The following is a 13959-nucleotide window of genomic DNA, read 5'->3' as shown; positions in this document are numbered from 1 at the left end:
CGAGTTCGGGTACCTCACCCCACTCGAAACCCGAGCCAGACTGCAGCACGACTTCACCCCCGCAGCGTAAGCACCCGCTGTCCAGTTCCAAGGGGGAACTTCAGACTGACGCCGAGCGAGAGGATCAGCCGTGCTCGAACCCGACGACGAAACCGTGACCGACTGGTACGGCGTTCGCGCCAACCGAGAACGGCCACCGGGAACACGAGACGCGCTGACCCTTGACGCCGAAGTCCGGCGGGGACACCTGTTCCAAGACACCCCCCGCCTTGTCGTGGAGTGGGACGGTAAGCAGTGGCAGCCGGTCGGGGTGGCCGATACCTACGCCGATGCCTACCCGATGATCGTTCGGAGAGGCGAGGACTTTGCCCCGCCACAGGCCGACACCCCCGTGGCACTGCTGCGCAAGGGAAACGGTCGGCACCGGAAGAACTAGGCAGATATCCTCCGGATAGGCGCGGCGTCTCCTGAAATTACGACCCCCGCCTTCGCTGCGCCCCGTTAGGCCCTGTCCCGCTGGTGATCCAGAAGGGGCGGGGCCTACTGCTCCCCGCGGCTCTCAAGGTCGGTGACGTAGCTGCCCATGCCGAACTCGGTCCGAACCAGCTTCCGGGCCCGAAGCTCTGCCGTAACCTTCCCCGCGGTCACCTTGGACACCCCGAACTCCGCCATGATCTCCGGAACGGTGATCTTTCGGCCAGGCTTCCACCTCTCGCCCGTGATGCGCTCCGCCAGCGTCTCGGCGATCTGGGGCCACTTGGGGCGGGTCGGGTCGAGGTCATCCATGTTGCAACGGTAGCGGGCTGTATGCGGCTGCACCCGCCTACTAGAGCCTGTAGGCGCCTATAGACAGGTATAGGCTGGTCCAGTATTTTCAAGGAAAACAGAGACCCCCAGCAGCCTGGCCGGGCTACCGGGGGTACAGCCGAACAGCTTTCGAGGAGCTGCCGACATGCGTCACCTTATCGCCAGTGTCCTACGGGCCGCCCTGCACCTTGTCCTGCCGGCCCGCGGACAGCACCGCGCCGCGCCGACTAGCCCTGAGACCATCCGGATCAAGCTCGCCGGGCAGCGACTCGCACCGCGGGCAGAGCGAGAGAACCCGTTCCTGGGGCCCCTTGTCCGTCCCTACATCGACCGGGAAGCCTGGTTGGTCGAGTTGGACGAGATGCAGCGAAAGTACGAGGAGGGGGAGCAGCAGCGCGTACGGCGCGAAGCTCTTCGGGCAGTCGTGATGGGGCTTCCGGACCCCGGATACACCTACCCTGGTGCACACGCCCTCGCCGGGGCGGTGGCGTGATGGCTCGGAAGTTCATCAAGACTCTGGAAAGCGGCGTGCGCGTCGGCAACACGCGCGGCCTGATGCAGTCCCAGCGGGACGGCTGGACCCTCATGGGCGGCCCGTATCAGTACGTGACCTACGCGCCCCGAACGAAGAACGACCCCCGCCCGTGGACCGACGGCACGTTCCGATACCGAGCGCTGGACTGTTGGGCCGTTGCGCCGACCGCTCCGCAGATCCCCGCCGAGTAGTACCCCCTCGGCCCCGTCCGTGACCGATCCGGGCGGGGCCCTCTCGGCTCTATCGCAGAACCCCTAAGACCGCCTCTCCGGAGACCCGGAAGGCAACGAATTCTGCCTCCTGCGCACCCGGCTCCGCCCGCTCTGATCCCTCCGCCCCCTCGTCCCGGGGCTCCCCGCCCGGCCGAAGAGCGGTGCCCGCCCGATCGGGTGAGCGGCCGTCGGTTCCGGGCCGACCGTCGGTGGTCGCCGCTACCGTCCACAGGATGAGCGACATCACCGACCTGTCCGGGCCGACCGCCGCCGCCCTCGACGAAGTGGTCACCGGCACGCACCGGTTGTACCCCGACCCCGGCCCCCACCCGACGCTGGACGGCGACCCGATCAGCTACGTGTCCGCCCCCCTGTGGGACGCACTGACCGTCATGGCCGCGGGCCTCGATCCGGTCGCGACCGCCGCCGACCCCGGCGGCACCGCCTGCGACGCACTCCGGCTGATCGTGGCCGCCGCCCAGGACACCGCCGACCCGGACGAACCGGCCGGCCGCCTCTACATCACCCCCAGCGTGGTCGAACTCGGCCGCCGCCCCGTCTGGCTGCTGCGCCCCGCCCCGCGCGGACCGATCACGGCGGGCTTCCCCGCCGACCACTGAGCGGGCGGCGGGGAGCGGCGAACGAGCGGGCGGCGGGGAAGGCGGCGAACGAGCGGGGCGAACTCCCCCGCGCCGGCCGGGCGGGGCGTGAGGCGGGCGGTGGTGTGGTGCCGCCCGGCCGGGGCGCCGGGCTGGCAGGATGGGGCGCATGGAACGTGTGCTTGGAATCGGTGGATACTTCCTGCGGGCCGCCGACCCCGCCTCCCTGGGTGCCTGGTACCGCGACTGTCTGGGCCTGGACGCCGACGAGAACGGTCTGTGGCGTCAGGAGACCGGTCCGACGGTCTTCGCGACGTTCGAGTCCGGGACCGACTACTTCGGTTCCCTCGCGCAGCAGAGCATGCTCAACTTCCGGGTCGGCGACCTGGACGCGATGCTCGCGCAACTGCGGGCGAAGGGGGCGGACGTGGCCGGGGAGACGCAGGAGATGGCGGGGGTCGGCCGGTTCGGCTGGGTCACCGATCCCGAGGGCAACCGGATCGAGCTCTGGCAGCCCGCCTGACCCGACCCGCGGCTCAAATCCGACATCCCTCCGCAAGGGGTCTCAAAGCCGGTCTTGCCGGTGTTGCACGTTCACCCGGCCGTGAGAGGCTCTCAGCCATGCCCACGGTCAACTCCCGTTTCAGCGTCCTCTCACCGGACTTCGCCGCCGACCCGTACCCGTACTTCGCGGGGCTGCGGGAGTACGCGCCGGTGCACTACGAATCCGGGATCGACAGCTACTTCCTGTCCCGCCGGCACGACGTGCTGCGGGTGCTGACCGACCATGAGACGTTCTCCACCGAGATGCTCCAGGTACGGGCCGAGCCGGTGATGCGCGGTCGGGTCCTCGCCCAGATGACCGGCGCCGAGCACACGGCGAAGCGCAAGATCGTCGTCCGGGGCTTCACCGGGCAGGCCCTCCAGGACCTGATCCCCGCCATCCGCACCAACGCCGCCGAACTCCTCGCGCCGTTCCTCCCCCGAGGCCGGATGGACCTCGTGAACGACTTCGGCAAGCCCCTCGCGGTGCTCGTGACGCTCGACGTCCTCGGGCTGGACCGCCGGGACTGGCGGCAGATCGCGGCCTGGCACAGCGGGGTCGCCGAGTTCATCACCGCCATCACCCTCACCCCCGAGCGCCGCGCGCACTGCCTGGACTGCGCCGAGCAGTTGGAGGCGTACCTCGTCCCCGTCATCGAGCAGCGGCGGCGCCGTCCGGGCGACGACCTCATATCGAGGCTGTGCACCGCCGAGTTCGACGGCGTCGCCATGAGCAACCGCGACGTCACCGCGCTGATCGTCAACGTCCTGGCCGCCGCCACCGAGCCCGCCGACAAGACCCTCGCCCTGCTGTTCAAGCACCTGATCGACCACCCCGAGCAACTGGCGGAGGTGCGCCGCGACCCGTCCCTGCTGCCCGCCGCGATCGCCGAGACGCTGCGGTACACCCCGCCGGTGCAGCTCATCCCCCGTCAGGCGGAGTCGGACACCGAGTTCGCCGGCACGACCGTCCCGGCGGGCGCCACGCTGTTCTGCATGATCGGGTCGGCCAACCGGGACCCCGAGGCGTTCACGGCCCCCGACACCTTCGACATCCACCGCCCGGACCTGGGCACCGCCCGCTCCTTCACCGCGGCCGCGCAGCACCTCGCCTTCGGCACCGGGCTCCACCAGTGCGTCGGTGCGGCGTTCGCCCGGGCGGAGATCGAGACCGTCGCCGCGATGCTCCTTCCGCTGCTCGACCAGGTCCGCTTCAGCCCCGGTTCCGCCTACCGGGAGTCCGGGCTGTACACCCGCGGCCCCGCCTCGCTGTGCCTGGACTTCACGCCCGTCGACGGGGGTGCGGCCCGGCCGTGATCCGGCCGCCGCCGGGGGCTGCGGCTGGGCCGGGCGGGTGGGGTCCGGTGGTGTTCTGGTGCGGTACCGGCGCGGTGGCGGGTGCTGAGGGCCGGTGGCGGCGGGAGGCTGGTGACCCGGTGGCGGCCAGGAGAGCGGGAGGGCGTGTGAGTGCGCCCAGTGGAGGTGTCCGGGGGCCGGGGGCCGCGGGCGGGCAGCGGGGGGCCGCCGATCCCGGTGTGCTGGGGACCGCGCTGGCGGCGTACTCGCTGGTGGTGGGTCTGTGCGTGGCGCTGGCGGTGGCTCCGGCGCTCCAGCGCTGGGACTGGCTGTTCCCCATGCCGGCCACCCGGCACGGCTGCGTGGAGGCCGGCCGCTACGAGGTTCTGCGCACGCAGGCCGCGCTGGGGGCGGCGCTGCTGGTGGGCCTGGGGTCGTGATGGTGGGCCCGGTCCCGGGCGCGGCGCGCCGCAACGGCACCGGGGTGAGCAGGGCCTGATGTGCCGTCCGGAACACCGCGGCCGGTGGCTACCGGTCCGGCAGCGCCTCGCGCATCGCCTTGGCGGTGGTGGCCGGGTCGTAGCCGTCGGGGACGCCCGGGACCAGGATGACGTCGCCCGCGATGTGCCGCGAACGCAGGGGGGCGATGTCCCGGTAGGCCGGCGAGTCCCACCACGCCCGGGCCTCGTCGATCCCCGGGAAGGCGATGACGACGACGTGTCCGGGCCAGCTGCCCTCCTTCACCTCGTGCTGCGCGGCGTGCACCAGGAAGCGTCCGCCGTGGGGCTCGAAGGTGGCGGTGATCCGCTCGACGTACTCGGCGATCTCGGGGTGCGGGGCGGCCTCGCACAGGTGGGCGATGGCGTAGGCGGGCATGGTGTCCTCCGGTCGGGTGCGGTTCGGCAGTGCGTCGATCGTCGCAGCCCGCCCGGGCGGGGTCCATGACCTCGGAGGTCATGGACCCCGCCCGGCGCGGCTACCGCAGCCGGGCGTCGGCGGCGAGCGACTCGACCAGTTCCGCGATGCGGTGCTCGGCGAGACCTCGGGAGGCGAACCAGGCGCCGACGTTGCGAACGTCCCGCTCCAGGAAGGACCGGCCGCGCGGGTTGGCGATGACGTCCACGATCTGCGGGACGTCGATGATCACCAGCCGCCCGCGGTCGACCAGGATGTTGTACGCCGACAGGTCGCCGTGCGCGTAGCCGTCGACGGCGAGCAGGGACAGGCTGCGGCCCAGCTGCTCCCACAGGTCCTCGATGTCGGCGTCCTCGGAACGGAGTTGGGCGAGCCGGGGCGCGGCCTTGCCACCCGCGTCGCCGACGAACTCCATCAGGATCTCGGTCCCGGTGATCTGCACCGGGTACGGCACGGCCACCCCGGCCGACCAGAGCCGGCACAGCGCGGCGAACTCGGCCGCCGCCCACTGCCCGGAGATCGCCTCCTTGCCGAACGCGGTGCGCTTGGCCATCGCCCGGCTGACCCGGGACTCCTTGTGCTGACGGCCCTCCAGGTACCCGGAGTCGCGGTGGAACATCCGGTGCCGGCCGTCCCGGTAGCGCTTGGCGGCCATCAGGGTGCGCCGCTCGGTGCCCGGGACGCCGCGCTCCAGCAGGAAGACGTCGGCCTCCTTGCCGGTCTTGACGATCCCGAGCTCGGTGTCCACGGCCGCCAGCTCGGTCACCACCCAGGCGGGACGCGGCTCGGGCCCCTTCTCGGTGGGCGTGGACCGGTCCCAGGTGGACCAGCGGTCCCCCTCGGCGGGACCGTCGGGCGAGGCGGGGACGGCGGATGCGGACGGGTCGAGGTCGTCGGAGCCCTCCGGGGACCCGACCGCCCCGGAGGGGAGGTACTCGGGCTCGAAGTCGTCGAACCGGTCGGACCGGCGGCCACGCCGGGACCCGCCCCTGGGGCGGATACGGGAGAAGGAATCGCTGTCGGCAAAGCGCTCACGCACTGCGGTGGCTCCTGAGGAGTGGCCCACCGGGGCGCGTGCGGTGCGACGCGCTGTCAGCCGGTGGGGAGAGGACGTACGAGGAGGGCGTATGGCGCGCACACGAAGGCGCGCCGCGACACGGCGGCAACCATCCGGACACACCTCCTCGACGTCTGGTCCTCGCCCGGCACGGGCGGGAACGGGACCACCCTAGCCGCCACCCCTCCCGGCGCAACCGGTTTTCCCGCGCACCCGCGCACCCGCCCCGCCTCCCACTCCGCCGGGCCGACGGCCTACTCGGCGCCGCCGATACCCGGGGCGAGGAACCGCCGGTGCAGCGGGGCGAAGGCGACCTGGGGCGCACCGGCGATCCCGGCCTTCGCGACCGCCGGTGCCAGCCGCTCCGCGAGGAAGGACTCGAACGCCTGCTGGGATTCCCACACGTCGGTCACGTGCAGGCCCTCGCCGTCGAACCAGGCCACGTGGACCTGGCCGCCGGCGGCCGGGACCTGCTCCCAGTCGACGGCGTCCCGCACCACGTCGTACTGGTCGGGCGTGACTCCGGCCCACTGCATCGACATCACCACGGCCATGCTCAAGTCCCCTCTGTTCGGTATCGGCACACCGGTCGCCCACCAGCCAACATCCCGGGCCCGCGCCCCGCATCCCCGCGAGGGTCGGTCGGGCCACCGGGCGCGGACGGCCGGGGCCGGCCAGGACCGGCCCCGGGGCCCGTCCCGCAACGGGCCCGTCCATCGTCCCGCCGGGCCGGCCCCGCCAGCAGAGCGCGCGGAGGCGCGGCAAAGGCGGCGACCGCCCCGAACGCCCGGTACACGGTCCGATGACCGCTGGCCGGGCGCCGCCGTACGGATGAAACGGGCCGCCCGCCGCCCCCGGTGCGGGGCGTGGCGGGCGGCCGCTCGGCATGGTGGGACGGACCGACCGACCCCGCACGTCCCAGGAGGCCATCATGCTCGGCACCGACTTCCGTACCGGATCGCCCAACTGGCTCGACCTCGGCAGCCCCGACACCGCGGCGGCGGCCGCCTTCTACGGCCGGGTCTTCGGCTGGGAGTTCGTCTCCGCCGGTCCGGAGGCCGGTGGCTACGGCTTCTTCCGGGTCCAGGACCGGACGGTGGCCGCGCTGGGCCCGCTCACCGAGGAGGGGGCGACGTCCGCGTGGATGGTCCACTTCCAGAGCCCCGACGTGCAGGCCACCACGGCCTCCGTCCGGGCGGGCGGCGGTGCGGTGCGGATGGAGCCCATGGACGTGATGGGCGAGGGCGTACTGGCCCAGTTCACCGACCCGCAGGGCGCCGAGTTCGCCTGCTGGCAGCCCGGCCGGACGCCCGGACTGGGGCTGGCCTCCGCCGAGAACTCGCTGCTGTGGGTGGAGCTGCACGTGCCGGATCCGGTGGCGGCGATCGCCTTCTACGCCTCGCTCTTCGGGTGGCGGCACGCCGAGATGGAGGCCCCCGGGATGCTGTACCGGGTGCTCAGCGTCGCGGACGGCGACCAGCAGGACGGCTCCTTCGGCGGGGTCGCTCCCCAGGGCGACGGGGCGGGCGCCGGGTCGAACGAGGTGCCGCGGTGGGTCCCGTACTTCAACGTGGCGGACGTGGACGCCACCGTCACCGCGATCGAGGGCGCCGGCGGGCGGGTGCTGATGCCGGCGGCGGACGTGCCGCAGGTCGGCCGGATCGCGTGGGCCGCGGACCCGGCCGGCGCGGTGTTCGCCCTGCTGAAGCCGGACCCGCAGATGTGACGGGACGGCCGGCGCCGCGGCCCGCTCGGGCGTTCACGCACCAGGTGCTGGTCGCCGCGGCGACGGCGCTCGACGCGCAGCTCGACGAGGCCGGGGGCGGGGGCGGGTGAGCCGGTCAGGGGCCGTCGGCCAGCCGGAAGGCCAGGCAGACCACGGCGGTGTCGGCCCCGACCGGGCTGCCCAGGAGCCGCCAGTAGCGGCGGTGTCCAGCGTCCCACTCCTCCCGTGAGGCGAAGCCCTCGCCCTCGGCCCGGGCATGCTCCCAGGTCACCTCGCCGAACGGTGTGACCTCCACCCCGGTGATCTCGATGACGGCGACGAACCGCCCGCCGTCGTCCACCAGAGCGCCAGCCGCTCGCCGAGGTGCTCCAGTTCCTCGCCCTCCTCGGCGTAGTCCGCCAGCAGGCCGGTGGTGGCGGTCTTCTCGCCGCTCAGCACCAGGGCGTTCAGCTCCGCCCGCATCCCGCCCGGGGTGCCGAGCTCCATCGAGCGCATTCCGTTGACCCGCGGCCACATCCCGCCATCGCCTCCTCGGACACCGCCGACGGCCTGCGCGTCCTCCCCCGACGATAGGAGCACCGGTGTCCGCACGACCGCCCGCACCACCGGTGACCGGGGGCTCGGCGCGTCCGACCCGCCGCCGAGCGGCTACGGCAGGGCGCAGCCGTCCGGGCCGCAGGACTCCGCGGTGGTGTCGGCGCCGGTGAGCAGGGGCACGGGGACGCGGCTGTCCCAGGCCTGTTCCAGTGCGGCGGTGAAGGTGGCCGGCGGCTGGGCGCCGGAGACCCCGAGGCGGCGGTCGAAGACGAAGAAGGGTACGCCGGTGGCGCCCATCGCGCTCGCGGTCGCCTCGTCCTCGCGGACGGCGTCCGCGTAGGCGGTGCGGTCGGCCAGGACGTGTGCGGCCGCTCCGGCGTCGAGGCCGGCCTCGACGGCCAGCTCCAGCAGGCGCCCGGGGGCGAACGCGGACCGCTCGTCGGCGAAGTTGGCCCGGTAGAGGACGTCGAGCAGTTGCGCCCGGCGTCCGTGCTCCTCGGCGAAGTGCAGCAGGCGGTGCATGTCGAAGGAGTTCGCGGCGTCCCGTCCCTCGGTGCGGTAGGTGAGGCCCTCGTCGCGGGCACTGGCGGCGATGCCCTGCTCGGCGGCCTCGGCGCGGTCGAGCCCGATGCCGTACTTGGCGGCGATCAGCGGGACCACCGGGCGCGCCTCGGCCGGCGCGGTGGGGTCGAGCTCGAAGGAGCGGTGGACGATCTCCACGTCCTCCCGGTGGGGGAACCGTTCGAGGGCCTTCTCGAACCGTGCCTTGCCGATGTAGCACCACGGGCAGTTGATGTCGCTCCAGATCTCGACGCGCACGGCGCTGCTCCTGTCCTCGGTCGGGCGGGGACTTCCCGCTCCGCTCGACGTCCAGCATCCGTGATGCGTTAAATATTTCCCGTACTGAAGCAATAGCGGGCGACGGACGGGCCGGGCGGCCCGGGCTCAGCAGCCGGGGCCGGAGTGCCAGCCGGAGCTCCAGTTCACGATCTGCTGGTTGTCGAGGTTGAACATCGTGACGTGCTCGTTGACGCAGGCGTCCACCCCGTCGACGCTGACCGGTCCGGCGTAGGTGGTGAAGCCGCCGTGGTCGAAGCCGCCGTGCACACCCCGGTTGTTGACGATCGAGATCTGGGTCTCGGACCTGATCCCCGCGAACTCGGTCTTGACCACCACCGAGCAGTTCTGCGACCCGTTCCAGTAGTCGTAGACCCAGCCGGCCTCGTTCCCGCCGTAGTCGGTGACCTTCCCGGACCACGAGAGGTTCCCCGTGCAGCCGTACCCGCCGGCGTGCGCCGCCGGGGCGGCCACCAGCGTGCTCATCGCCACCAGGCCGGCCACCGACAGGGCCGCCCCCGTCCTGCCTGCGCGTGCGGTCATGTCCGCTCCCCCGTCGTGGAGTTGATCGATCGTCGGGCGATCCTATCCACCACCCGTCCCCGGGGACCGACCGGGATCGGGACGTCGGCGACCGGAACGGGATCCCCGCTGCGGACCGGCCGCCGGACTCCCGGGGTCAGGCCGCGAAGCCGCCGTCGACGGCGATCTCGGCTGCCGTGATGTAGCGGCCCCTCGGCTCCGCAGAGGTGGGCGACGGTGGCGGCGACGTCCGCTGCGCGGCCGAAGGCGCCGAGGGCCGTCAGGGAGGCCTGGAGTTCGGCGGCGGGGCCGTCGGCGGGGTTCAGGTCGGTGTCGATCGGGCCCGGGTGGACCACGTTGACGGTGATGCCGCGGGGGCCGAGTTCGCGGGCCAGCGCCTTGGTGAGTCCGATCGTCGCGGCCTTGCTGGCGCTGTAGAGCGAGGCGCCGGGGAAGGCGACGCGCTTGGCGATGCAACTGCCGACGGTGATGATCCGGCCGTCGGCGGCCAGGTGGGCGGAGGCGGCCTGGGCGAACAGGAACGGCGCCCGGACGTTCACCTCCAGGACCCGGTCGACGTCGTCCAGGGCGATGTCCCCGATCGGGCCGAGGACGCCGATCCCCGCGTTGTTCACCAGGATGTCCAGGCGCCCGAAGCGCTCGGCCGCCGCCTCCACAACGGTCCGGACGGCCTGCGGGTCGGCACTGTCCGCCCGGACCGCCCAGCCGCGCCGGCCCATCGCGCCGATCCTGTCGGCGACCGCTCCGGCCCGTTCGACGTCCTCCCGGTAGGTCAGGACGACGTCGGCGCCCTCCTCGGCCAGCCGCAGGGCCACGGCCTCGCCGATCCCCCTGCTGCCGCCGGTCACCAGGGCCACCCTGCCGTCGAGCTTCGCCGTGCCGGGGGTGGTCGTGGTCAGCGTCGTCATGATGCTCGAACTCCTCTTCTCGGTCTCGGACATGACTCGATCCTCGGCCCGCGGGAGGTGCGGGTCCGGCGGTATTCGGACGTCGTGCTCACCGTTCAACCATTCGCCGGGATCAGGACTTGAGGCGGTACTGCAACGGCGACAGCCCGATCGTCCGCCGAAAGGCCCGCCGCATGGCCTCCGGCGTGGGGTATCCGGCCTGGCGGGCGACGTGTTCGACGGGGGCGGGGGTGTCGTCCAGGAGGCGGCGTGCGGTCTCCAGTCGGATGCGGTCGACGTAGCGGCCCGGCGGGGTGCCGGTCTCGGCGGTGAAGGCGCGACTGAAGTGGCGCGGCGACAGGCCCGCGCGCCGGGCGAGGGCCGGGACGCTCAGGTCGGCGTCGGGGTGTTCGGCGATCCACCGCTGCACCGTGCGCAGGCCGGGGCGCCGGGCGGGCCGGCCGCGCGGCCGCACGGTGAACTGCTGCTGGCTGCCGTGCCGTTGGGCGGAGACCAGCAGGTGACGGGCGATCAGGACGGCAGCTTCGCGGCCGAGGTCGTCCTCGACGAGCGCCAGTGCCAGGTCGATGCCGCCGGCGGCGCCGGCCGAGGTGGACACCCGGCCGTCGCGGACGACGGTCGGCTCGGTCTCCACCCGCACGTCCGGGTGGCGGGCGGCGAGTTCGGCGGTGCGGCGCCAGTGGGTGGTGGCGCGGCGCCCGCGCAGCAGGCGGGCCTCGGCGAGGCTGAAGGCCCCCGTACCGACCGCCACCACGCGCCGGCAGCGCCGGACGGCACCGGACGCCAGCCAGGCGACCACGTCCGGATCGAGGACGGTGCCGCCGTGCGGCGTGGTGGCGCCGCCGGGGACGACCAGCGTGTGCGGCGGCTCGGCGGCATACAGGTCGAGGTCGGGAAGGAGGGTCAGGCCGCCGGACGTCCGGACCGGGCGGCCGGCCGGACCGGCGGTCCGCACCAGGTAGGCCGGGCCGCCGGGGCTCGCGGGGAACCTGCGCGCCGCCCAGGCGTTCGCCTCGGTGAACACCTCCAGGGGCCCGACCACGTTCAGGGCCACGACCCCGTCGAACAGCACGACCAGCACCTCGCGCGTTCCCACACCCTCCACTGTCCGGCCCGCCCGGGAGGGCCGCAAATGCGCCCACCCCTCCTTTCGTGCCACCGCCGGGCCGGCTCCGGCACACCCGGAACGGGCGTTTCGGTCACGCAGGGGAGCGGGGCGACTACCCGGGAGGACCGTCCCGGGCCCGGGAGCGCGGGGCCGCGAGGGCCGGCGGCGGTCCGGCACAGCGTCCGGTGGCTACTCATTGTGCTTTCCCAGGGCCCGAGTTGACGCTGCTACGAGCCGTTCGCCCGGATGCGGCCCGCAGACGCTGCCCCTAGCGTGAGTCGCGGGGCACCGTCGGACCCGGCGGTGACGTCCTGAAGGAGGAGGCGTTCTGACAATGGCGACCCAGGAAGTGCTGCGTTCCTCGGTGACGCACCGCGCGACCGCACAGGAACGGCTCGCGGCCACCGCGCTGATGACGGAACACGAGACGGCGGTCAGCGACCCGCCGGTGTTCTGCCCGCAGGCGCTCGGTGCCGGCGTGTTGCTGCTCGGCCTGCTGCTCTCCCCGAAGGTCCCCAAGGAGCGGCCGCCGCGATAGGGGTGTCGTCGACGACGATCCCCCGGGCCGCGAGGCCGACCGACGCCCGAGCCGTCGCGCTCCACGGCGGCCACGAGTGAAGGATCTTCCCATGCCGTTCACGGACACCGCGCTGCAGGACGAGTTCACCGCAGCGGTCGAGTGGGTGGCGGACCGAGTCCTCGGCGCCCTGACCGGCGCCGGGGGCATCGGTGTGCCCGGCGACGCACTCGGCACCGACCACCACCCGCACGTTCCCGCGGCGCCGGCCACCGCCGCCGCGCTGCGCGTCATCGGCCCCGACCTGTTCGCGCCGGAGCTGCTCGCCGGGAAACCCCTCGACACCTCCACCGCCGCCGCACTGGCCGCCGCCGGGCACGCCTTCGACGCGTTCCGGCCCCCCGGGGACGGCCGCGAGGAGCTGGTGGTCGGCTGGCGGGACTGGGCCGGCGCCGAACTCCTCCACGCCGCAGGCCGGGACGACGTCCCGGTGCACCGCCCCGCGGCCCTTCCGTGGGGCCGGGACGACAACCCTCCCGGCGGGCCCGGGGACTGGCCCGCGTGGTCGGTCCCGATGTCGCAACTGAGCTGCCTCGCACTGCCCGGACTCGACAGTGCGGTCCACGAGTCGGCCCGGCGCTCGCCGCTCGCGCTGGCCCGCGGCACCACCCGCTCGCTGCTGCGCCGCGACCACCGGGTGGCCGCCCGGCTGGTCCGCTGGCTGGCCTGGGTGCAGACGACCGGCACGCCCGTCCCGATCGAGGTCGCACCGGTGGTGCGCCACCTCGCCCTCGTCGGCGGCGGCGGCTCCCGCACCGCGCTCGACCTGGAGATCGCCCGCCGCCTGCTGGCCGAGGAGCCGTCCCCATGACCACCACCGCGACCGACACCGCCACCCTCGCCACCGCCCACACCGTCGCGGCCGCCTCGCTGGCCTGGCTGCACGGTCAGCACCGCCAGGGACGCGGCGCGCTGCCCGCCGACACCGGCATCGAGCTGAACGACCCCGACGGCGCCTACAAGCCGCTCGGCGAGTACGCGCTCGCCGCCTCGCTGGTGCTCCGCGAACGGGTCTCGGGTGCCGCGGAGACCCGCCTGGCGGCCGACCTGCTGGCGGAGGCCTGGCGGCAACTGCGCCACGGCGACCTGCTGTTCGACCGCCAGCTGCGGCACCTCCTGCTCACCGACCCGCTGGAGACGTACTCGCACTTCGTCCGGGGCGGCTACCGCCACCCCCCGCTCGACGAGCTGCTGGTCGAGCTGAGCCGGCTGCGCGCCCCGCACGCCGTGGAGATGTACCCCAACCGCCGGCTGGCGGTCGCCAACGCCCGCCGCGTCGTCGGCCTCGACCACCGGCCGGACTGGACGGCCCTGTGCGCGGCGACCTGGCTGGGGGCGAGGCCCGAACCGTGGGCGATCGACTGGACGACCGCGTACGACCTGACCCACACCGTCTTCCACCTCACCGACTGGGGCGCCCGTCCCGACGGTCTGCCGGGGCCGCTCGCGGCCTACCTGCGCGACTGGCTGCCGGTCTGGCTGGACGTCTGGCTGGAGGTCGGCCAGTGGGACCTGGTCGGTGAACTCCTCATCGTCGACGCCTGCCTGGCCGAACCGGCCGGTACCGGTGACGCCTGGCCGCGACTGGCCGGGGCGCAGCGCCCGGACGGTCTCCTCCCCCGGGACGCCGAACCCGTCGACGACGGCGACCCGGACACCACCTTCAAGAACCACGAGCACACCGCGGTGGTGGCGGCCGTCGCCGGCACCCTCACCCTGGCCCGCGCACTCGGAGCGGGCCGTGCGGCCGCGGCCTGAA

At 73.6% G+C, this 13959-nt stretch carries 19 protein-coding genes and 1 pseudogene; 10 read left to right on the top strand and 10 right to left on the bottom strand.

The annotated features are described in order from the left end of the window. The first annotated feature begins 130 nt into the window (after window positions 1–130). The gene (locus ACIOFR_RS21340) at window positions 131–436 is read left to right on the top strand and encodes a DUF6087 family protein (protein ID WP_266288984.1); all 306 of its coding nucleotides are present in this window, start codon (window positions 131–133) and stop codon (window positions 434–436) included. Window positions 437–540: 104 nt separating this feature from the next. On the opposite strand, the gene ACIOFR_RS21335 is transcribed toward ACIOFR_RS21340, so the two are convergent. After that, window positions 541–786, bottom strand: a complete 246-nt coding sequence (locus tag ACIOFR_RS21335) for a GntR family transcriptional regulator (protein WP_400999513.1) — start codon at window positions 784–786, stop codon at window positions 541–543. 513 nt (window positions 787–1299) lie between these two features. Here ACIOFR_RS21335 and ACIOFR_RS21330 point away from each other — a divergent pair. The 5 genes from ACIOFR_RS21330 to ACIOFR_RS21310 all read left to right on the top strand — a co-directional run bounded on the left by ACIOFR_RS21330 (window position 1300) and on the right by ACIOFR_RS21310 (window position 4432). After that, the gene (locus tag ACIOFR_RS21330) at window positions 1300–1533 is read left to right on the top strand and encodes a hypothetical protein (RefSeq protein WP_400999511.1); all 234 of its coding nucleotides are present in this window, start codon (window positions 1300–1302) and stop codon (window positions 1531–1533) included. A gap of 254 nt (window positions 1534–1787) precedes the next feature. Then, window positions 1788–2174: a hypothetical protein gene (locus tag ACIOFR_RS21325; protein ID WP_400999509.1), complete on the top strand. Its 387-nt coding sequence runs from the start codon at window positions 1788–1790 to the stop codon at window positions 2172–2174. A gap of 148 nt (window positions 2175–2322) precedes the next feature. Further along, window positions 2323–2676: a VOC family protein gene (locus ACIOFR_RS21320; protein WP_400999507.1), complete on the top strand. Its 354-nt coding sequence runs from the start codon at window positions 2323–2325 to the stop codon at window positions 2674–2676. Between the two features lie 98 nt (window positions 2677–2774). Beyond that, window positions 2775–4013 carry a cytochrome P450, cyclodipeptide synthase-associated gene (locus ACIOFR_RS21315; protein ID WP_400999505.1) on the top strand — a complete coding sequence of 413 codons (1239 nt, stop codon included), beginning with the start codon at window positions 2775–2777 and terminating at the stop codon, window positions 4011–4013. 218 nt (window positions 4014–4231) lie between these two features. Continuing rightward, a complete protein-coding gene (locus ACIOFR_RS21310; protein ID WP_400999504.1) occupies window positions 4232–4432 on the top strand; it encodes a hypothetical protein in 201 nt (66 codons plus the stop codon). An 88-nt stretch (window positions 4433–4520) separates the two neighbouring features. Here ACIOFR_RS21310 and ACIOFR_RS21305 read toward each other — a convergent pair whose 3' ends face one another. The 3 genes from ACIOFR_RS21305 to ACIOFR_RS21295 form a co-directional block, all read right to left on the bottom strand. Then, window positions 4521–4868, bottom strand: coding sequence for a DUF1330 domain-containing protein (locus tag ACIOFR_RS21305; protein WP_400999502.1), 348 nt, complete (start codon window positions 4866–4868; stop codon window positions 4521–4523). Window positions 4869–4968: 100 nt separating this feature from the next. Further along, a complete protein-coding gene (locus tag ACIOFR_RS21300) occupies window positions 4969–5946 on the bottom strand; it encodes a serine protein kinase RIO (RefSeq protein ID WP_400999500.1) in 978 nt (325 codons plus the stop codon). 272 nt (window positions 5947–6218) lie between these two features. Continuing rightward, a complete protein-coding gene (locus ACIOFR_RS21295; RefSeq protein WP_400999498.1) occupies window positions 6219–6518 on the bottom strand; it encodes a hypothetical protein in 300 nt (99 codons plus the stop codon). A gap of 377 nt (window positions 6519–6895) precedes the next feature. Here ACIOFR_RS21295 and ACIOFR_RS21290 point away from each other — a divergent pair, with 377 nt between their 5' ends. Further along, on the top strand, window positions 6896–7690 hold the full coding sequence (locus ACIOFR_RS21290; protein ID WP_400999496.1) for a VOC family protein: 795 nt from the start codon (window positions 6896–6898) through the stop codon (window positions 7688–7690). 115 nt (window positions 7691–7805) lie between these two features. Here the strand turns inward: ACIOFR_RS21290 and ACIOFR_RS21285 are convergent, their stop codons facing one another. The 6 genes and pseudogenes from ACIOFR_RS21285 to ACIOFR_RS21260 form a co-directional block, all read right to left on the bottom strand. After that, on the bottom strand, window positions 7806–7985 hold the full coding sequence (locus ACIOFR_RS21285) for an ASCH domain-containing protein (protein WP_400999522.1): 180 nt from the start codon (window positions 7983–7985) through the stop codon (window positions 7806–7808). Then, window positions 7958–8176 (bottom strand): hypothetical protein, encoded by a 219-nt coding sequence (locus ACIOFR_RS21280; protein WP_400999495.1) that lies wholly within the window; start codon window positions 8174–8176, stop codon window positions 7958–7960. The genes ACIOFR_RS21285 and ACIOFR_RS21280 overlap by 28 nt, the downstream gene beginning before the upstream one ends. 162 nt (window positions 8177–8338) lie before the next feature. Beyond that, window positions 8339–9046, bottom strand: a complete 708-nt coding sequence (locus ACIOFR_RS21275; protein ID WP_400999493.1) for a DsbA family oxidoreductase — start codon at window positions 9044–9046, stop codon at window positions 8339–8341. Window positions 9047–9172: 126 nt separating this feature from the next. Next, on the bottom strand, window positions 9173–9607 hold the full coding sequence (locus ACIOFR_RS21270; RefSeq protein WP_400999491.1) for a hypothetical protein: 435 nt from the start codon (window positions 9605–9607) through the stop codon (window positions 9173–9175). 136 nt (window positions 9608–9743) lie between these two features. After that, window positions 9744–10515, bottom strand: a pseudogene (locus ACIOFR_RS21265) (SDR family NAD(P)-dependent oxidoreductase). Between the two features lie 112 nt (window positions 10516–10627). Beyond that, on the bottom strand, window positions 10628–11611 hold the full coding sequence (locus ACIOFR_RS21260; protein ID WP_400999489.1) for a GlxA family transcriptional regulator: 984 nt from the start codon (window positions 11609–11611) through the stop codon (window positions 10628–10630). Between the two features lie 346 nt (window positions 11612–11957). Between ACIOFR_RS21260 and ACIOFR_RS21255 the strand changes: the two genes are divergently transcribed. From ACIOFR_RS21255 to ACIOFR_RS21245, 3 genes are all read left to right on the top strand, one after another. Further along, window positions 11958–12161, top strand: a complete 204-nt coding sequence (locus tag ACIOFR_RS21255) for a hypothetical protein (RefSeq protein ID WP_400999487.1) — start codon at window positions 11958–11960, stop codon at window positions 12159–12161. 91 nt (window positions 12162–12252) lie between these two features. Further along, window positions 12253–13011 carry a hypothetical protein gene (locus tag ACIOFR_RS21250; RefSeq protein ID WP_400999485.1) on the top strand — a complete coding sequence of 253 codons (759 nt, stop codon included), beginning with the start codon at window positions 12253–12255 and terminating at the stop codon, window positions 13009–13011. Continuing rightward, window positions 13008–13958 (top strand): DUF6895 family protein, encoded by a 951-nt coding sequence (locus ACIOFR_RS21245; RefSeq protein WP_400999484.1) that lies wholly within the window; start codon window positions 13008–13010, stop codon window positions 13956–13958. The genes ACIOFR_RS21250 and ACIOFR_RS21245 overlap by 4 nt, the downstream gene beginning before the upstream one ends. The last annotated feature ends 1 nt before the right edge of the window (window position 13959 follow it).

Source organism: Kitasatospora sp. NPDC088346, assembly GCF_044740765.1.
GTDB lineage: Bacteria > Actinomycetota > Actinomycetes > Streptomycetales > Streptomycetaceae > Kitasatospora.
This window is presented reverse-complemented; position numbering and strand designations above follow the sequence as displayed.